The 19,148-nt window shown below is 49.2% G+C and carries 15 protein-coding genes; 14 read left to right on the top strand and 1 reads right to left on the bottom strand.

Features of this window, described 5'->3' with window-relative positions; translation table 11 throughout:
• Positions 1-51: 51 nt before the first annotated feature.
• From BQ7367_RS01145 to BQ7367_RS01125, 5 genes are all read left to right on the top strand, one after another.
• Complete coding sequence (locus BQ7367_RS01145) at positions 52-1,338, top strand: glycosyltransferase (RefSeq protein WP_072523788.1); 1,287 nt, start codon at positions 52-54, stop codon at positions 1,336-1,338.
• Positions 1,289-1,921, top strand: coding sequence for a lysophospholipid acyltransferase family protein (locus tag BQ7367_RS01140; RefSeq protein WP_235837513.1), 633 nt, complete (start codon positions 1,289-1,291; stop codon positions 1,919-1,921). The genes BQ7367_RS01145 and BQ7367_RS01140 overlap by 50 nt, the downstream gene beginning before the upstream one ends.
• Positions 1,922-1,990: 69 nt before the next feature.
• Positions 1,991-2,689, top strand: a complete 699-nt coding sequence (locus BQ7367_RS01135; RefSeq protein ID WP_072523787.1) for a response regulator transcription factor — start codon at positions 1,991-1,993, stop codon at positions 2,687-2,689.
• Positions 2,661-4,835, top strand: a complete 2,175-nt coding sequence (locus tag BQ7367_RS01130; protein WP_072523786.1) for a sensor histidine kinase — start codon at positions 2,661-2,663, stop codon at positions 4,833-4,835. The genes BQ7367_RS01135 and BQ7367_RS01130 overlap by 29 nt, the downstream gene beginning before the upstream one ends.
• A gap of 118 nt (positions 4,836-4,953) precedes the next feature.
• Entirely contained in the window at positions 4,954-5,631 is a 678-nt protein-coding gene (locus tag BQ7367_RS01125) for a TIGR00266 family protein (protein WP_072523785.1), read from the top strand.
• Between the two features lie 527 nt (positions 5,632-6,158).
• Here the strand turns inward: BQ7367_RS01125 and BQ7367_RS01120 are convergent.
• On the bottom strand, positions 6,159-7,562 hold the full coding sequence (locus BQ7367_RS01120) for an alanine/glycine:cation symporter family protein (protein WP_072523784.1): 1,404 nt from the start codon (positions 7,560-7,562) through the stop codon (positions 6,159-6,161).
• Positions 7,563-7,868: 306 nt separating this feature from the next.
• Here BQ7367_RS01120 and BQ7367_RS01115 point away from each other — a divergent pair, with 306 nt between their 5' ends.
• The 9 genes from BQ7367_RS01115 to pknB are packed head-to-tail and all read left to right on the top strand — an operon-like array spanning position 7,869 to position 19,126.
• Positions 7,869-9,338: a UDP-N-acetylmuramoyl-L-alanyl-D-glutamate--2,6-diaminopimelate ligase gene (locus BQ7367_RS01115; RefSeq protein ID WP_072523902.1), complete on the top strand. Its 1,470-nt coding sequence runs from the start codon at positions 7,869-7,871 to the stop codon at positions 9,336-9,338.
• A 4-nt stretch (positions 9,339-9,342) separates the two neighbouring features.
• Positions 9,343-11,562, top strand: coding sequence for a replication restart helicase PriA (priA, locus tag BQ7367_RS01110; RefSeq protein WP_072523783.1), 2,220 nt, complete (start codon positions 9,343-9,345; stop codon positions 11,560-11,562).
• A gap of 60 nt (positions 11,563-11,622) precedes the next feature.
• Positions 11,623-12,111 carry a peptide deformylase gene (gene def / locus BQ7367_RS01105; protein WP_072523782.1) on the top strand — a complete coding sequence of 163 codons (489 nt, stop codon included), beginning with the start codon at positions 11,623-11,625 and terminating at the stop codon, positions 12,109-12,111.
• A gap of 5 nt (positions 12,112-12,116) precedes the next feature.
• Complete coding sequence (gene fmt, locus BQ7367_RS01100) at positions 12,117-13,055, top strand: methionyl-tRNA formyltransferase (protein ID WP_072523781.1); 939 nt, start codon at positions 12,117-12,119, stop codon at positions 13,053-13,055.
• A 44-nt stretch (positions 13,056-13,099) separates the two neighbouring features.
• A complete protein-coding gene (locus tag BQ7367_RS01095) occupies positions 13,100-13,801 on the top strand; it encodes a zinc metallopeptidase (RefSeq protein ID WP_442855321.1) in 702 nt (233 codons plus the stop codon).
• Positions 13,794-15,242 (top strand): 16S rRNA (cytosine(967)-C(5))-methyltransferase RsmB, encoded by a 1,449-nt coding sequence (gene rsmB / locus BQ7367_RS01090; RefSeq protein WP_072523780.1) that lies wholly within the window; start codon positions 13,794-13,796, stop codon positions 15,240-15,242. The genes BQ7367_RS01095 and rsmB overlap by 8 nt, the downstream gene beginning before the upstream one ends.
• Before the next feature lie 38 nt (positions 15,243-15,280).
• Positions 15,281-16,333, top strand: a complete 1,053-nt coding sequence (gene rlmN, locus BQ7367_RS01085) for a dual-specificity RNA methyltransferase RlmN (RefSeq protein WP_072523900.1) — start codon at positions 15,281-15,283, stop codon at positions 16,331-16,333.
• A gap of 10 nt (positions 16,334-16,343) precedes the next feature.
• Positions 16,344-17,087 carry a Stp1/IreP family PP2C-type Ser/Thr phosphatase gene (locus BQ7367_RS01080; protein WP_072523779.1) on the top strand — a complete coding sequence of 248 codons (744 nt, stop codon included), beginning with the start codon at positions 16,344-16,346 and terminating at the stop codon, positions 17,085-17,087.
• Complete coding sequence (gene pknB / locus BQ7367_RS01075) at positions 17,084-19,126, top strand: Stk1 family PASTA domain-containing Ser/Thr kinase (RefSeq protein WP_072523778.1); 2,043 nt, start codon at positions 17,084-17,086, stop codon at positions 19,124-19,126. Before BQ7367_RS01080 ends, pknB begins: the two co-directional genes overlap by 4 nt.
• Positions 19,127-19,148: the final 22 nt, after the last annotated feature.

Here is a 19,148-nt window from a genome sequence, read left to right as displayed (position 1 = left end):
ATGCAAGGGAGAAATAATTTATGAAAATTACAGTGAAGGGGGATGAGTTTGATGAAGATCGCAATGTTGACCAATAATTACAGACCGTTTGTGGGCGGAGTACCGATTTCAGTAGAACGTCAGGCGCAGGAGCTGATCCGCCTCGGAAATCAGGTCACAGTTTTTGCTCCAATGTATGGAGAGAGTATGGAAGAGAGGGAAAAGTTACTGGAAGAGGACAGACGGGCCCCGGAGCGGGTAGTACGTTACTGCTCCCAGAAGAAAAAGATGGATAACGGAATGGTGTATCCGGCAGTCTATCCGAAAGCAATTATAGACATATTTGCGCGGGAGCATTTTGACTGCATCCATGTGCATCATCCAATGTTTGTCGGGCCATGGGGATTATGGCTTGGGAAAAAATACAGGATTCCGGTTGTATATACATACCACACAAGATATGAGGATTACCTTCATTATCTTTCTGTTTTTCGGGTGAAAAATGAAAGCCTCTGGATAAAGAAAAAAGCTGTAGAGATGATCCGGAAACAACTCATCCCGTTTTATATGGGATGGTTTGCAGGAAAATGCGATCTTGTACTGGCTCCGTCAGAGGGGATGAAGAAGGTCATCCGGGAATATGGAGTGAAAACTCCGACGGAAGTGCTTCCTACCGGACTGGATGAGACTTTTTTCCGGAAAGATGTGGAAAAGTCAGAGAAAATACGGCAAAAATACGGCAGGGGCAAAAAGAACCTGCTGGTCACTGTATCCCGGCTGGAAAAGGAAAAAAATTATGGCTTTCTGATCAGAGGAATCGCGGAGATCAGAAGGAAAATGGGAGATGATTTTCATGTTCTGATCCTTGGAGACGGAAGTCAGAAATCCGAACTTAAGACAAGAGCTTCCATTCTGGGAGTTCAGGATATGATCACTTTTGTGGGCAGCATTCCCAATGAGAGTGTGAAGGATTACCTCTATTCTGCGGATTTGTTTCTGTTTGCGTCGAAGTCAGAGACACAGGGGATTGTGCTGGCAGAGGCAATGGCAGCAGGATGTCCTGTGGTAGCGGTCCAGGCGGTGGGAGTGGACGATATCGTGGAGGATGGGATCAACGGATTTCTGACAGCTGAAGAGGAAGAAGAATGGTCAGATCGTGTGATAGAAGCACTCCGGGAAGAAAATTATAAAAAGATGCAAAAAGCGGCATTTCGGACCGCAGCAAATTATCGATCTTCCACGCTTGCCATATACGAAGAGATGCTCTACAATCAGTATAGTGCGCTAAAAACTTCCGGAGGGGAGACTTATGAAGATGAAGAAACTCGCAGAGAACACTCTGCAATGGCTGTTCACTAAATATCTTGATTTTATCGAACGGACAGTCAAGATACAATGGTATGAGGAGAATCATTATGGCGACAGTCAGATCTTTGGATTCTGGCATGAAGACAGTTTTTTCATGAATATTGTGCTGGATAAACTGTCCGCCAAGACTACTCCGGTGGATGTCATTGTGACAGCCGATACAAGAGGAAATTATATTGAGAACATGGTGCAAAAAAGCGGCGGAAATGCCCTTAGAGTCCCGGACGGATTCAAGGCATTTACCGCACTGAAAAAAATCGTTCAGGATTCGTATGAGAAGACCCATTCAATAGCTGTGGCGCTGGACGGGCCGCTTGGCCCCAGACATGAGCCGAAGAAACTGGCATTTTATCTGTCAGAGCATGCACAGGAAGAGTTTGTAGGGATCTCACTTTCCTATTCCTCTTGCCTGCGTCTGAAACGACGGTGGGATAAATATGTAATACCGCTGCCATTTACCACAGTTACTGTGGCGGTGAAAGATTATGGCGTAGTAAAGAAAAACGCAGTGCCGGAACTGCCGGTGGATGCAGAATTTGCGAAGGGGGCCGTGTACCTTTTAAAAGGGGCCTGACCCCTTTTAAAAGGTACACGGCCCCGATGAGCTGAATTTATCAGAATAATCAGATAATAAGGAGTCATTATGGAAGTAAATCATATTTTAGTTGTTGAGGATGACAAGGAGATCCGGGAGGGGGTCCAGATCTATCTCCAGAGTCAGGGATACAAAGTATTTCAGGCTGCGGACGGCATTGAAGGACTGGAGGTGCTGGAGAAGGAGGAGATCCATCTTGCGATCATAGATATCATGATGCCCCGGATGGACGGCATCCGTATGACGATGAAGTTGCGGGAAAAATATGATTTTCCGGTGATTATGTTATCCGCGAAATCCGAAGAAGTAGATAAGATCACAGGATTGAATATCGGTGCGGATGACTACGTGACAAAGCCGTTTACTCCAATGGAGCTGATGGCAAGGGTTAATTCCCAGCTAAGGCGGTACAGGAAATTTCTGGAGAAGCTTGCTCCAAAGGAAAATGTGCATGTGATCGGTGGTCTGGAAATCAATGAAGACTCGGTAGAAGTATCTATGGATGGTAATCTGGTAAAACTGACCCCCATCGAATATAAGATCCTGCTGCTTTTGGCTAAAAATCCCGGAAGAGTATTCTCAGCGGAGGAAATCTATGAACGGGTCTGGCAGGAGAAAGCGATTAATACGGATACGATCATGGTACATGTACGGAACATAAGGGAAAAGATTGAGATTGATCCCAAAAATCCAAAATATTTAAAGGTGGTGTGGGGTGTTGGATACAAGATCGAAAAGCAGCCATAAAATCGGTATTATCACAGCTGTTTTAATCCTGGCTCTCTGCTCTGTGATCATGATGGGGCAGTATGGTTCCATGGCTTCCTATCTGAACACTGAGGAAGCAGAGGCGACGTGGAATACAGATGCCCTCTGGGGAATGGGATATGACCTGAATGAAGGAAATTATATTCTGTACAATGAATATGCGAAAGAAACAGACCCGTCGGAAGTGCTGGAAGAATACGGTCAGCGTCGGTTTGACCTGACAAAAAAATATCTGGATTACGGAGTATTTAACAGTGAAGGGGAATCCGTTCTGGATGATACAAGTAACACGGTATCAGACCGGCTGCAGGCCGAGGATACAGAAGATTACGCATTTCGCGTGACATATTGGTTTTCACAGAGCGGGGAACTTTCAGGCATACAGGTGGACGGGACAGAGATGTCTCCTCAGGAAGCATATAATCTGGAAGTACAATACTTGAATGAATTTGCGAATTCACAGGAGGATTATGGAATTGCGAGTATCGCGACCATCAGTGATGTCAGCATAGTATATGGTATGACTGAGGACAATCTCATATCCTATTGCAGCGCATTTTCGTCGGACGATATAGGAGTATATGATCTGGCGTATTCTCCGGCCTTTGCGGATACCCTGAAAGTATTGTGCTTGATTATTGTAGTGGCAGCGCTTTTATTGCCATGTGTAAAGCGTCTGGACATCAGCGAAATGAAAATGTTCCAGGTACCTTTTGAAATCCCGGTGATCGTGCTGTTGTGCCTCTTCGCCACAGAAGTCATCATAATCCCCGCGGAGATGGCATATATGACCATCAACGGAACGTTTCTGCAGAGTTCGGGGTACATTTTGGAGACAGGGATAACACTGATCAATTTTGCCGTTTGGTTTATTTTCTTTGGAATTTTATTCTGGGCGGTTACTTCCATGAGGGTAATGGTACGGATGAAGGGGGCGTACTGGAAAGAACGTACACTGACCGTGAGAATGATACGGCGGATCAGAAACAGAGGTGATGAAGATGACGTCAAAATGAAAGAAAGAGCCGGGGGGATCATCAGAAAGATCAGAGACTTTTTCGCCAGACAGTATGATGCCCTCCAGCACCTTGATTTTCAGGATAAGACCAACAGGACCATCTTGAAGGTCGTAGTGATCAATTTTATTATTTTGTTTATTGTATGTCTGTTCTGGTGGTATGGGACATTTGCTCTGATCATATATTCAGTCCTGCTGTTTTTCTTCCTTAGGAAGTATATGACAGATATTCAGGAAAAATATAAACTGCTTTTAAAATCTACAAACCAGCTTGCCGAAGGACATCTGGATGTACCTATTGATGGTGACATCGGACTGTTCAATCCAATACAGGACGAGTTGAAAAAGATCCAGAAAGGTTTTAAAAAGGCTGTAGAGGAAGAAGTGAAAAATGAGAGGATGAAAACAGAGCTGGTCACGAATGTATCTCATGATCTGCGTACACCTCTGACTGCGATTATCACATATACCGACCTTTTAAAAAATGAAAAGGATGAAGAAAAGCGAAAAGAATATATCCAGGTGCTGGAAAGAAAGTCCCTGAGACTGAAAGTGCTGATCGAGGATCTGTTTGAGATCAGCAAAGCGGCCAGCAAAAGTGTAGTCATGCATTTTATGAAAGTAGATATCATTGATCTTCTCAAGCAAGTGGAACTTGAAAATGACAGCAAGATCAAGGAGATGAACCTGGAGTTTAAATGGAGGCTTCCGGAGCATAAGCTGGTGATGTATCTTGACAGCCAGAAGACGTACCGCATTTTTGAGAATCTGATCGTCAACATTACAAAATATGCGCTGCCGCACACCCGGGTCTATATCGAGGTGACAGAAAAGGAAAGTTCTGTGCATATCTCCATGAAAAATGTATCGGCTACAGAACTGGACTTCAACACAGACGAGATCACAGACCGGTTTGTAAGAGGCGACTCTTCAAGAAATACAGAAGGTTCCGGGCTGGGCCTGGCTATCGCCAAAAGTTTTGTGGAACTGCAGCATGGGACCCTTAAGATTTCTACAGAAGCGGATCTGTTTAAAGCGGATATTATGCTTCCGAAGCTCGAAATTCCGGCAGGGGGGGGCGAATCCGGTACAGAAATATTGTCCTGACCGCGTGAAAGAAATACGTGCCGGACGCATCATACAGTTATTGTTTTATTCTTCTTTTCCTATTATAATGATATTGGTAAGAGTAACTGCGGACTGTAAAGAAAGGGAGAAAAAGAATATGAAATACGAGATCAAAGGAGATGTGCTTCCGGTAGTGATCTGCTACCTGGAAAACGGTGAGACAATGATCACTGAAAAAGGTTCTATGAGCTGGATGTCACCGAATATGAAAATGGAGACCACGTCCAACGGAGGAGTGGGAAAAGCTCTTGGCAGGATGTTTGCGGGCGAATCCATTTTTCAGAACAGATATACTGCTGTGAATGGCAATGGAATGATTGCTTTTGCATCCAGTTTTCCAGGTCAGATCCGTATGTGGGAAGTAAAACCCGGCAATGAAGTAATTGTACAGAAATCAGGATTCCTGGCAGCGGAGGCCAGCGTGGAACTGTCCGTATTCTTTCAGAAAAAATTAGGAACAGGATTTTTCGGCGGTGAAGGCTTTATCATGCAGAGACTGTCGGGGCAGGGAACAGCGTTTCTTGAGTTTGACGGATATGTGGTAGAATATAATCTCCAGCCCGGGCAGCAGATTGTTGTCGATACCGGATATCTGGCGGCTATGGACGGATCATGCAGTATGGAGATCCAGAAAGTTCCGGGGCTTAAGAACATGGTGTTTGGCGGCGAGGGGCTGTTTAATACGGTGATCACCGGACCAGGGCGCGTGTGGCTCCAGACAATGCCTATTTCCAATGTAGCAGGAGAAATTCTCCGGTTTATGCCGGCCAAATAGACAAATTTGAGTTTGTCGGAGTGATTCAGAAGCCGCCGGGAAGGATAGATAAACCTTAGGGAATAGAAAAAAGCCGGTATCGGAAAAACGTATTCTGCCGCCGCAGAAAGGTGCTTCCGAACACTATTCTTTTCCTGCTCTACAGTTTATCTGTCCTTTCCGGCGTCATGATTCATTCCCCGTCAATCTCGCGATTAGAAAGGAATACGAGAAGGGGACTCCATTGGAGAAAGAAACATCCACGGATCTCTGGCGTATATTTCTGGCTTTCTTGAAGGCAAACGATATAGTCGATAACGTTCCGCTTTCATAATTACTTTATAAATTGCGAGATTGTTGAGGGGAGAGGATAGGAGGCCGGGGAAGGAAGAGATGTCCATCGAGGGCCGTGCAGCAACGCCGGCATTTGGGGCGCGTTCTTTGCGCCCTTATGTGCCGCTGCGTTGCAGCCCCGAGCGAAAGCGTGCCCGAGATGGATATCCTCTTCCGTCTCCCGGCGGCCACATCCACCCTCAACAAACTCAGATTTATCTCCAAAAGTCTGTTTTATCTTTCAGCTGGATATTTTCTGCCTTAAAGACGGGATCTTTTCCGGCTTTTTTCTGTTTCATGTAATCTTTCATGGCGCGCAGGGCAGGACCTCCGAGGATGATGATAACAGGAAGGTTCAGCAGCGCCATCATACCCATGAGAACATCAGCGGTGCTCCATACAAGACTGAATTCCATTGTGGATCCGACCAGTACGATCAGTGCCGCGGCAAGACGGAATCCATTGAGCAGAGATTTTTTCAGCTGTCTTCCGCAGAGAAATTTCAGCCCCATTTCCGCATAGTAAAAATTTCCGATCAAAGTGGTGAATGCAAACAGGCAGAGAGCTACCGTGATAAATAAAGTACCGAATCTGCCAAGGGAACCGGAAGCAGCCGCCTGTACCCAGGACATACCCGCAAGCTCAGGCGCGGGTGCCACTCCGGAACATAGGAGCATAAAGGCGGTAGCAGAACAGATGAGGATGGTGTCGATAAAAACGGACAGCATCTGCACTAGCCCCTGTTTTACAGGATGGGATACGGCTGCGCTTGCGGCGGCATTGGGAGCGGAGCCTACACCGGCTTCATTGGAGAAGAGGCCGCGTTTGATACCGTGCATGACACAGGAACCGGCAAAACCTCCGAAGATTGCCTGAAAATCGAAAGCATTGCTGAAAATATCAGAAAACATCTGAGGGATGGCATGATAGTGAGTAACAACGATGAACAGAGACACAGTCAGGTAGAAGATGCCCATCACAGGAACGAGAACTCCGGTAATCTTGGAAATCTGTCTGCTGCCACCGAAGATACTTACCGCGAAGATCAGCGCAAGAAGAATCCCGATGATAACAGGGGTTACTTTTGGATCAAAAAAGTCATATGCGCGGAACGAATCCGCGATATTAAAGGATGCCACCAGATTGAAACCGCCCATGTAGGTCAGAATGAGAAGCACGGCAAAGATCACGCCGATCCAGCGTTTTTTCAGGGCAGCCTGTATATAATAGGCAGGACCGCCGTAGGAACTGCCGTCTTCTGCCCGATGTTTATAGATCTGGGCAAGGGTACTTTCAATGAAAGCAGAGGCACTGCCGAGGAGGGCGGTCAGCCACATCCAGAATACTGCTCCGGCACCCCCCAGACAGATAGCAGTGGAAATGCCGGCAATATTTCCGGTTCCCACTCTGGAGGCAGTGGAGACCATCAGGGCCTGAAAAGAGGACAGCCCGTTCTTGTCATCTCCGGGCTGCGCGACAACACGGATGGATTCGGCAAACATCCGGAACTGAACAAAATGTGTGCGAACGGAGAAATAAATTCCTGTTCCGAGCAGCAGGATGATCAGTACATAACTGTAGAGCAGGTCACTCAGTGAATTTATAAAATCTGCAAACAATTTGTTTCCCTCACTTTCTTCTCATATCGGTTTCCGGGTATACAGTCGGTTTATCATTATATAGCATGAAACCTGTTTTGTCCAGAAATACCACAGACATGTTTTCCAGACTTTGCAACATACTGTAGATTGTGCTATCCTATAGAAGTATATAGTCAGAAACATATGGTAAACTGAGGCAAAATATCTTCTGGTATGAGCGTTATACTACATATAATCAAGTATGGGAAGAATTTTGTTTTTACAAGAATTGTTTTTACAGAAAAAGATGGGTTTGAAAACGGCAGGATCATGGGAGGAATCGTCATGAGATTAAAGAAACTCTTAGAACGTCTGGATTATAAAGTGATACAGGGCAGTGATGACATTGAGGTGACTGCGCTGGCGAATGATTCCAGGAAAGCAGAGAAAGGTTCTGCTTTTGTCTGCATCAGCGGCGCAGTCTCCGACGGGCACCGGTTTGTAGCAGACGTGGCGGAAAAAGGTGCCGCGGCAGTAGTCGTGGAAAAGGAGACAGAGTCTCCGGCGGGCCTGACGGTCATCCGGGTGGATGATACAAGATACGCGCTTGCGCTTATGTCTGCCGCGTATTTTGGTTATCCTGCGGAAAAGTTGAAGATCATCGGAATCACGGGAACAAAAGGGAAAACCACTACAACCTATATGATCCGGTCGATTCTGGAAGGCGTAGGGCATAAAGTGGGGCTGATCGGGACGATTGAGGCGATCATCGGAGACCGGAGGATCCCGGCCGCCAACACGACTCCGGAATCTTTTACCATCCACCAGTATTTTGCGCAGATGGTGGAGGAGGGCTGTGACAGTGTGGTGATGGAAGTGTCCTCCCAGGGGCTGATGCTCCACCGGACAGCCGGGATTCCTTTTGAGATCGGCATTTTTACAAATTTGGGGAGAGACCATATCGGTCCTAACGAACACAAGGATTTTGAGGATTATAAGAGATGCAAGGCGATGCTGTTCCGGCAGTGCGCAGTTGGCATCGGCAATGTAGACGACAAGTACTTTCAGGATATTTTCCGGGATGCCACATGCCGGGTGGAAACTTTTGGATTTTCCGAGAAGGCCGACCTGCGCGCAGAGGACGTGGAGCTGGTATCCAGGCCCGGATATCTGGGAGTGGCATACCATGTGGCCGGACTTATGGATTTTGATGTGGAGATTGATATACCGGGCAAATTCAGCGTGTACAATTCTCTGACAGCCATCGCGGTATGCCGACATTTCGGGGTGCAGGAAGAAAAGATCCGGGAGGCTCTGAAAAAGGCAAAGGTTAAAGGCCGTATCGAGATGGTGAAAGTGTCGGATGAGTTTACGTTGATGATCGATTACGCCCACAATGCGATGAGTCTGGAAAGCCTGCTGACTACATTGAGAGAATATCATCCCAAGCGGCTGGTCTGTCTCTTTGGCTGCGGCGGCAACCGTTCCAGAGACAGGCGGTATGAGATGGGAGAAGTTTCCGGAAGACTGGCAGATCTGACCATTATTACATCTGATAATCCGAGGTTTGAGGAGCCCCAGGCAATTATCGATGATATCAAGACCGGAATTGGCAGAACAGCCGGGAAATATGTGGAGATCTGTGACAGAAAAGAAGCAATACGGTACGCCATTGAACACGGCCAGCCGGGAGATGTGATCGTGCTGGCAGGTAAGGGACACGAAGATTATCAGGAGATCCGGGGAGTGAAGCATCCCATGGACGAAAGGGTCCTGATCCGGGAAGTCGTAGAAGAGCTGGCAGAAGGGAAATGATCGTGTGTTTGCGGATGTTATCATAGACATACAACATGAAAAACTGGATAAGATCTTTCAGTACCACATTCCGGAGAACATGGAAGGAAAGCTGGAACCCGGCATGGAGGTGCTGGTGCCCTTTGGGAAAGGGAACCGCGAGATCAAGGGATATGTGACGGGAATCTCGGAAACATGTGATTACGATCTTTCCAAAATAAAGGACATTTCCGCGATTTCCCAGAACGGTGTGGAGATCGAGGCAAAGCTGATCTATCTTGCGGCATGGATGAAGAAGAATTATGGCGGGACCATGATCCAGGCTCTGAAAACGGTTCTTCCTATTAAGAAAAAGGAAAACGTAAAGATCAGAAAAAAGCTCCGGCTCCTTCTGGACAAGGAGACAGGAGAGCGTCAGCTTCATTACTATCAGGAGAAAAATCAGAAGGCCAGAGCAAGACTGATGGCGGCGCTGCTGGACGATCCGGTCCTTGAGTATGAATTGGTGACAAAAAAACTGAACATTACTTCTTCTGTGATCCGGGCACTGGAAGAACAGAGAGTACTGGAAGTGGAGTCAGAGCAGGTTTTCCGTAATCCCGTAAGGCAGACCGGAGAACCAAAAGAGGACATTGTCTATACAGAAGAGCAGAACCGGGTGATCCAACGTTTTAAGGAAGACTATACAGGCGGACAGAGGAGGACCTATTTGATCCATGGTGTGACCGGCAGCGGGAAGACAGAAGTCTATATGGAGATGATACGGACTGTAGTGGAGATGGGAAAGCAGGCGATCGTACTGATACCGGAAATCGCGCTTACCTATCAGACTGTGATGCGGTTTTACCGCCGGTTCGGTGACCGGGTCTCTATCATGAATTCGCGTCTTGGCGCCGGAGAGCGGTATGATCAGATGATGCGCGCGAAGGCGGGGGAAGTGGATGTGATGATCGGCCCCCGCTCAGCGCTGTTTACCCCGTTTCCCGATCTCGGGCTTATTGTCATCGACGAGGAGCATGAACCGACTTACAAAAGTGAACAGGTTCCCAGATATCATGCCCGGGAGACCGCGGTCAGGAGGGCTCAGACTGAGGGGGCCAGTGTGGTGCTGGGCAGCGCTACTCCTTCCATGGAAGCGATGTACCGGGCAGAGAAAGGGGAATATGTCCTTCTGGAGATGAAGAACCGTTCTCGGATGCAAAGTCTGGCGGATGTATATACCATAGATCTGCGGGAAGAATTAAAGAGAGGAAACCGGTCTATTTTGAGCGGAAAGCTGAAGGAGCTGATGGAGGACCGGCTGGAAAAGAAAGAGCAGATCATGCTCTTTTTAAACCGGAGAGGATATTCTGGATTTGTCTCCTGCCGGGAATGTGGACATGTGGTGAAATGTCCACATTGCGATGTTTCTCTCTCTTTGCACAGAGACGGAAAGATGAGGTGTCATTACTGTGGTTATGTCCGCCCCAGAGTGACAGAGTGTCCGGAGTGCGGATCCCGGCATATCGGAGAGTTTAGGGCAGGGACTCAGCAGATCGAGGAGATTGTCAGACAGATGTTCCCCGGGGCCAGAGTGCTGCGCATGGACATGGACACCACGCGCCGGAAGGACTCTCATGAAAGGATCCTCTCCGCTTTTGCCAATGAAGAGGCCGATGTGCTGGTAGGAACGCAGATGATCGTGAAGGGACATGATTTCCCTAATGTTACTCTAGTGGGGATCCTGGCTGCGGACATGTCTTTGTACACGGCGGATTACCGATGCGGAGAACGGACATTTCAGCTCCTGACACAGGCTGCCGGCCGGGCGGGAAGGGGAGAACGGCCGGGTGAAGTGGTGATCCAGACTTACAGTCCGGATCACTATGCCGTGAGAACCGCGGCAAACCAGGATTACGAAGCTTTTTATGAGGAAGAGATCCGATACAGAACACTGATGGGCTATCCACCGGCGGAAAATCTTCTGGCGGTGTTTGTCTCCTGTGAAGATGAAACGCTGCTGGAAACGGGATGCCGGTATCTGAGAGACTACAGTCAGCGCGCGGCAGGTTCTTCCAAAGTTTCGGTGATCGGTCCGGCGTCTCCCGGTATTGAAAAGATTAAGGATGTCTACCGGAGAGTGATCTACATCAAGGCAGAAGAATACGCGGCGCTTGTGGGGATAAAAGACCGCCTGGAGCAGTATATTGAAATAAATCCGGGATTTAATAACATGAGGATCCAGTTTGATTTTAACCCCATGTAAAAGTAACAAATACAATACAACATACAGATAGAAACAGATACAGGAAAGAAGGAGGCAATTATGGCGATCAGACAGGTAAGAGAGATCGGAGACGACATACTGGCAAAACAGAGCAAGGAAGTGACGAAGATGACCCTTCGGACGAAAATCCTGATCGGGGATATGCTTGAGACGATGTATGAAAAAAACGGAGTGGGCCTTGCGGCTCCGCAGGTAGGGGTACTGAAAAAGATCGTGGTCATCGATGTGGGTGATGGCCCTGTCGTCCTGATCAATCCAGAGATCATGGAGACTTCCGGAGAACAGACCGGAGAAGAGGGATGTTTAAGCGTACCGGGAAAATGGGGGATCGTGACCCGTCCAAACCATGTGAAGGTGCGGGCTCTGAATCAGGAGATGGAACCCTTTGAGCTGGAGGGAGAGGAACTGCTGGCACGGGCCATCTGTCATGAGGTGGATCATCTATATGGGAGATTATATGTAGATAAAGTGGAGGACGGCCTTCACGACGTGGGAGAGGAAAGCGCATCTGAAGAGACGGAGGAATAAAACATATGAGAGTTATATTTATGGGAACCCCTGAATTTTCCGTGGGGACACTGGAGGCGCTGATCCATGCGGGACACGATGTGTGTCTGGCGGTTACCCAGCCGGATAAGCCCCGGGGAAGAGGAAAAGAAATGCAGTTTCCTCCGGTGAAGGAGACGGCGTTGAGCCATGGTATCCCGGTCTTTCAGCCGAAAAGGATCCGGGATCCTCAGTGCGTGGAAGAACTGAAAAAGTACGGGGCGGATGTGATCGTGGTTATTGCTTTCGGCCAGATCCTTCCGAAGGAGATTCTGGAGATGACTCCCTATGGCTGCATCAATGTTCATGCGTCCCTGCTTCCGAAATACCGGGGAGCGGCCCCCATCCAGTGGGCTATCATCGAGGGGGAGACAGTGACCGGAGTGACTACCATGCAGATGGATGAAGGTCTGGATACAGGGGACATGATCCTGAAAAAGGAAGTGTCTGTGTCTGAAGACGAGACCGGGGAGAGCCTCCACGACAAGCTGGCCGCAGCAGGGGCAGAGCTGTGTGTGGAGACGTTAAAGGCAGTGGAGGACGGCACTGCGGTTTTTGAAAAGCAGGGAGAGAGTCCGACCCCATATGCAAAGATGCTGACAAAGGAGATGGGGAACATCGACTGGACCTGGCCGGCAGAGAGGATCGGGCGTCTGATCAGGGGACTGAATCCCTGGCCCAGTGCCTATACGCACTGGAATGGAAAGGTGATGAAGATCTGGAGGGCGAAGGCAGAGAAAAGCGGCGTGGGAGAGATGCCGCCGGGGACCATATGCCGGGTCGGGAAAAATGACCTCTGTGTACAGACCGGTGACGGGATCCTCCGGGTGTATGAAGTGCAGATCCCGGGAAAGAAACGGATGGACACCGGCGCTTTCCTGAGGGGATATTCCGTTGAGCCTGGAACATTGTTGACGGAGGAATGATGGTCCTGCAGGCAGCAGGATCAAAATAACAGGAGGTTGACAGAATGCTGTTTTATTATTATGACTGGACGTATCTTCTTGTGCTGATCGGAGCCGTGATCTGCATCGCGGCTTCCGGCAGGGTGAACCGGACATTTGCCAGATATTCCAGGGTGGCCAGCCACTCGGGGATGACTGGAAAAGAGGCGGCAGAACAGATCCTGAGCCGGAACGGGATTTATGATGTACAGGTTATCCATATCCCGGGGAATCTGACAGATCATTATAATCCTGGAAAGAAGACGCTGGGACTTTCGGATACCGTATATAATTCCACATCCGTGGCGGCTATCGGTGTGGCGGCTCATGAGTGCGGACACGCGGTACAGCACGCGACCGGGTACGTTCCTCTGGCTATCCGGGGCGCGCTGGTCCCAGTGGCCAATATCGGTTCCATGGCCGCATGGCCTCTGATCCTGATCGGGCTGTTCATGAATGGAAGAACCGCCATTTTTCTGATCAATCTCGGGATCCTGCTTTTCTCAGCGGCTGTGTTGTTTCAGCTGGTAACGCTGCCGGTGGAATTTAATGCTTCCGGAAGGGCAGTAAAGGTGCTGGAGACCTCCGGTATGCTCTATCCGGATGAGGTGGGTTCTGTGAAGAAAGTGCTGAGCGCAGCGGCCCTGACTTATGTGGCCAGTGCGGCAGCAATGATCCTGCAGCTTCTGCGTCTTATTATCATAGGAGGAAGAAGAAGGAATGACTGAATCGGTTAACATCCGGGAGATCGTACTTGAAATCCTGATGGAAGTCACGGAGAATGGTCAGTACAGCCACGTTATCCTCCGGGATGTCCTGTCTAAATACCAGTATCTTGACAAGAGAGAGCGGGCCTTTATCACCAGGGTGACAGAAGGGACGCTGGAGCATCTGATCGAGATTGACTATATCCTGGACCAGTTCTCGAAGGTTAGGGTAAAGAAAATGAAGCCTCTGATCCGGAATCTTCTCCGCAGCTCGGTATATCAGTTAAAATATATGGACAGCGTTCCTGACCGGGCAGTGTGCAGTGAGGCGGTGAAACTGGCCGGAAAGAGAGGGTTCTCGGGACTGAAAGGTTATGTGAACGGAGTGCTGCGGAATATTGCCAGAGGTCTGGGTGACATCATATATCCACAGGAGGAGATCCGGGCTTTGTCGATAAAGTATTCCTGTCCGGAGTGGATCCTTAAACTGTGGCAGCAGACATATGACAAAGAGACGATCGAGAGGATGCTGTCTGAATTCCAGCGGGGAAAGCCGGTTACGATCCGGTGCTGCCTGAATCACGGCACTTCGGAAGAATTGAAAAACCGGCTGGAGCAGGAAGGAGTAGAGGCGCGGGAGCATCCCTATCTCTCCGGCGCATTTGATATAGAGGGTTATGACCATCTGGAAAGCCTGGAGAGTTTCCGGCAGGGCATGTTCACGGTCCAGGATGTCAGCTCCATGCTGGTGGGGGAAGTAGCAGATCCCCGGGCGGGAGATCTGGTCATTGATGTGTGCGCCGCTCCCGGGGGCAAGGCCCTCCATATGGCTGAAAAAATTTTTATGGCAGAGAAGAAGGCCGTAACGCCGGACGAGACCGGGAATGCCCTGGAATGTTTAAACAGAGACGGGCAGGGTCACGTGGAGGCCCGGGATCTGACGGAATATAAGGTGGAACTGATCCGGGAAAATATCGGACGCATTGGTCTTCCGAATATCTCCGCAGTGTGCCGGGATGCAACTGTGCCTGACAGTGCGTCGGCAGGGACGGCGGATGTAGTGATTGCGGATCTGCCCTGTTCCGGTCTGGGCGTACTGGGAAGGAAAGCGGATTTAAGATACAGAGTCACGCCGGAAGGGATCGAAAGCCTGGTCCGGCTTCAGCGCAAGATCCTGGGATGTGTAAAGGATTACGTAAAGCCCGGAGGAGTACTTATCTACAGTACATGCACGATTAATCCTGCTGAAAACATGGACAATGTACACTGGTTTCTGGAAACATTTCCAGAGTTTACTCTGGACGATATTACCGGCAGACTGTGCGCAGAACTCCAGGAAAGTGTAACCGAGAAAGGCTGTATCCAGCTGCTTCCGGGTATACATAAAAGTGATGGATTTTTCATAGCAAGATTGATCAGAAACGGCAAGAAGAATGCCGGGCAGAACGAAGCCCCCGGGTGACGGGGGTATCCGGAACAGGAAAGGCAGAGACAGCGGATATGGGAAAAGATATCAGAGCATACCGATATGAGGAACTTAAGACAGAACTGGAACATCTGGGAGAAAAGGCGTTCCGCGCAAGGCAGATCTACGAGTGGCTTCATGTGAAGCTTGCGGACAGTTTTGAAGAGATGACCAATCTTTCCATGGATCTGAGAAAGCGACTGGGAGAAGAATATGAGATTCTTCCGGTTACGATGGCAGAACGTCAGGTATCCAGGCTGGACGGTACGAATAAGTTTCTTTTCCGTCTGTATGACGGCAATATGGTAGAAAGCGTGCTTATGCGATATAAGCACGGGAATTCTGTCTGCATTTCCTCCCAGGCCGGATGCAGGATGGGATGTGTGTTCTGTGCTTCGGGGATCGGCGGCCTGAAGCGGAATCTGTCGCCATCGGAAATGCTGGGGCAGGTCTATCAGATCCAGAAGATCACCGGGGAGCGGGTGCACAATGTGGTAGTCATGGGAACCGGGGAACCTCTGGATAATTATGACAACTTTATACAATTTATCCATATTCTTACGGATGAACATGGACTGAACATCAGCCAGAGGAATGTGACGGTGTCCACCTGCGGCATTGTGCCCGAAATGCTCCGGCTGGCGGACGAGGAACTGCAGATCACGCTGGCGCTGTCTCTTCACGGAGCTACACAGGAAAAACGCAGGAAGCTTATGCCTGTGGCCAATAAATATGACCTTTCAGAGGTACTGTCAGCCTGTGATATGTATTTTCGGAAAACCGGCCGGCGGGTGACATTTGAGTACAGTCTGGTACATGGCATCAATGATACGGATGAGGATGCCAGGGAGCTGGCTTCCATTCTGAAGTCAAGGAACTGTCATCTTAACCTGATACCGGTCAATCCGGTGAAAGAGCGTGATTTTATCCGGCCGGGCAGGAAAAACGCCCTGAATTTCAAAAATAAACTTGAAAAAAGTGGAATAAATGTTACTATAAGAAGGGAAATGGGCTCTGATATCGACGGAGCCTGCGGTCAGCTCAGACGCCGCTATGCAGAAGAAGATACAAGAACCGGCAGGATATAAGGAGACGGATATGAAGACATTTTCAATTACAGATGTAGGAATGGTGCGGCAAGTGAACCAGGATTATGTCTACACCACAGACAGGCCTCTGGGAATCCTTCAGAATCTCTTTGTAGTGGCAGACGGAATGGGCGGACATCAGGCCGGGGATTACGCTTCCAAATATACGGTGGAAGTGCTGAAAAGAGAACTTAAGATGAGCGAGGGCGAAGATGTGGAGCGATGTCTTGTGGCGGCCATCAAGACGGCAAACCAGGAGATCATCCGGGAAGCCGGAAAGGATGAACATCTCAAAGGGATGGGAACCACTGTCGTGGCAGCCACCATCATGAATCAGATGATGTATTTTGCTAATGTAGGAGACAGCCGGCTTTATCTGATCAACCAGGGCATACAGCAGCTTACAAAGGACCATTCGCTGGTGGAAGAGATGGTGCGGCTGGGCGGCATCCGGCCGGAAGAGGCCAAACATCATCCGGATAAGAACATCATCACAAGAGCAATCGGCGCGAAAGCAGATGTGGATGTGGACTTTTACGAACACCGTCTGAAACGGGGAGACATCATTTTGATGTGTACAGACGGTCTGAGCAATATGGTGGAGGATGAGGAGATCTTCCATATTGTACAGGGAGGAAGAGACATCGTGGAGGCAGGCCAGACACTGATAGACGCCGCAAAAGAAAACGGCGGTACGGACAACATAGGGATTGTCCTCATAGAACCGTTCGCAGACGAGGTGAGTGTATTATGATCAAAGAAGGAGTTGTATTAGGAAAACGGTATGAGATACTGGGACGTATCGGGTCCGGCGGAATGGCAGATGTCTATAAAGGCAAGGATCACAAGCTGAACCGGTATGTGGCGATCAAAGTGCTGAAAAGTGATTACCGCACAGACGAGGTGTTTATCAAGAAATTTTTGAGTGAAGCGCAGGCGGCAGCAGGCCTGATGCATCCCAATGTGGTAAATGTCTATGATGTGGGACAGGACCGGGGCCTTTATTATATGGTCATGGAACTGGTGGAAGGAATCACGCTGAAGGATTATATCGAGAAGAAAGGAAGACTTTCAGCGAAGGAGACCATCAGCATCTCGATCCAGATGGTGACAGGAATCCAGGCAGCTCATAACCAGCATATCATACACAGGGATATCAAACCTCAGAATATCATTATCTCAAAAGATGGAAAAGTGAAGGTGACAGATTTCGGTATCGCCCGTGCCACCACGTCTACCCAGACGATCAGCACCAGTGTGATGGGATCTGTCCATTATACATCTCCGGAACAGGCCCGCGGCGGCATCGTAGATGAAAAGAGCGACATTTATTCTGTCGGTATTACCATGTACGAGATGATCACAGGGCATGTGCCTTTTGACGGAGATTCTACGGTGACAGTGGCGCTGAAGCATCTGCAGGAGGAGATCACGTCCCCCGCGGAAGAAGTGCCGGATATTCCATACAGTCTTGAGTGCATAATCATGAAATGTACCCAGAAAAATCCCGGGCTCAGATACCATGACTGTGCGTCACTTCTGACAGATCTGAAGCATTCACTGGTAGATCCGGAGGGAAATTTTGTCGTTCTGGGAGCGGCTTCCGGCGATACAGACAGGACAATGGTTATGTCTGAAGAAGAGTTGGAGCGGGTGCAGAGGCGCAGTTACAGAAACGATGATGATGACTATGATGATGACGATGATGATTATGACGAAGATGACCGGCGGGCTTATGACCGCCGCAGAGCGCAGCAGGACCGCAGGAGGGGTAAGAAGAACAATGTAAATCCCGATACAAAAAGGATCATGCGTATTCTTATGATCGTGGCCGGGGTGGTCATTGCGCTGCTGGTACTGTTTCTTGTGGCGAACGCGGCAGGATTTTTCAGCGGGCCGGGCTTGTCTGAGAGTAATGAGGAAACGGTAAAAGTTCCGGATGTACGGGGAATGACTTTTGAGGAGGCAAAAGCCGAGCTGAAAAAATCTAATCTGGGGATCAAAGAAGCAGCAGAAGAAGAACCTTCCAATGAGTACGCGAAAGGTGAGATCAAAAGCCAGGATCCCGGCGTGGGAGAAAGGGTGGCAAAAAATTCTACTGTCACCGTAGTGATCAGCAGCGGTGAGGCGGCAGAGAAGACTACTGTTCCCAATGTGGTGGACCGAAGCGAGGCAGACGCAGAGAAAATTCTTCAGGACGCCAACCTTAAGGTTACAAAAGGAGAACCGCAGTACAGCGATACCATAGCAGAAGGAAATGTAATCTCTTCGGATCCGACGGCGGGCACGGAAGTAGATGAAGGCACCAGCGTGACCATCGTCGTCAGTCTTGGAAAAGAGGAAGTAACGGTTCCGAATCTTTATAATAAGAGCGCTTCTGAGGCAGAGGCCGAGTTAAGCGCGGCAGGGCTTGTGGGCAGTGCCAGTGAGGATTACAGCGACAGCGTTGAGGCGGGATATGTGATCTCCCAGAGCCCGGAGTCGGGTTCGAAGCTGGAAAAAGGCGGGACAGTATCCTATGTCGTAAGCCTTGGGCCCAGAACACAGACGGTGGAGGTTCCCGATGTGCTAAGAGAATATCCCGAAACTGCGGAGACAAGGCTTAGAGAATATGGTTTTGAGCCAGTGTATGCCGGAACGGCAGAAAGCAGTCTTCCAGCTGGTACGGTCTGTAGCACTAGCCCAGAGCCAGGAGTTAAGCTGGAGACAGGTAGCCAAGTATATTATTGGGTGAGTTCAGGGCCTGCACAAAGCCAGGATCCGGATTCAGGAAGCGGGACTGAAGGCGAGTAGGCGTAGAAGTTGCTGGGGAGAC

This window comes from Clostridium sp. Marseille-P3244 (assembly GCF_900120155.1).
Classification (GTDB): Bacteria; Bacillota; Clostridia; order Lachnospirales; family Lachnospiraceae; genus Mediterraneibacter.
The sequence above is the reverse complement of the archived record's forward strand: the minus strand, read 5'-3'. Positions and strand labels throughout refer to the sequence as shown.

Excerpts from the sequence above, each read along its gene's own strand:
- def (WP_072523782.1), top strand. The coding sequence starts at position 11,623 with ATGGCGATCAGACAGGTAAGAGAGATCGGAGACGACATACTGGCAAAA.
- pknB (WP_072523778.1), top strand. The coding sequence starts at position 17,084 with ATGATCAAAGAAGGAGTTGTATTAGGAAAACGGTATGAGATACTGGGA.
- BQ7367_RS01115 (WP_072523902.1), top strand. The coding sequence starts at position 7,869 with ATGAGATTAAAGAAACTCTTAGAACGTCTGGATTATAAAGTGATACAG.
- BQ7367_RS01145 (WP_072523788.1), top strand. The coding sequence starts at position 52 with ATGAAGATCGCAATGTTGACCAATAATTACAGACCGTTTGTGGGCGGA.
- BQ7367_RS01135 (WP_072523787.1), top strand. The coding sequence starts at position 1,991 with ATGGAAGTAAATCATATTTTAGTTGTTGAGGATGACAAGGAGATCCGG.
- BQ7367_RS01125 (WP_072523785.1), top strand. The coding sequence starts at position 4,954 with ATGAAATACGAGATCAAAGGAGATGTGCTTCCGGTAGTGATCTGCTAC.
- BQ7367_RS01095 (WP_442855321.1), top strand. The coding sequence starts at position 13,100 with ATGCTGTTTTATTATTATGACTGGACGTATCTTCTTGTGCTGATCGGA.
- fmt (WP_072523781.1), top strand. The coding sequence starts at position 12,117 with ATGAGAGTTATATTTATGGGAACCCCTGAATTTTCCGTGGGGACACTG.
- rlmN (WP_072523900.1), top strand. The coding sequence starts at position 15,281 with ATGGGAAAAGATATCAGAGCATACCGATATGAGGAACTTAAGACAGAA.
- rsmB (WP_072523780.1), top strand. The coding sequence starts at position 13,794 with ATGACTGAATCGGTTAACATCCGGGAGATCGTACTTGAAATCCTGATG.
- BQ7367_RS01080 (WP_072523779.1), top strand. The coding sequence starts at position 16,344 with ATGAAGACATTTTCAATTACAGATGTAGGAATGGTGCGGCAAGTGAAC.
- BQ7367_RS01140 (WP_235837513.1), top strand. The coding sequence starts at position 1,289 with ATGAAGATGAAGAAACTCGCAGAGAACACTCTGCAATGGCTGTTCACT.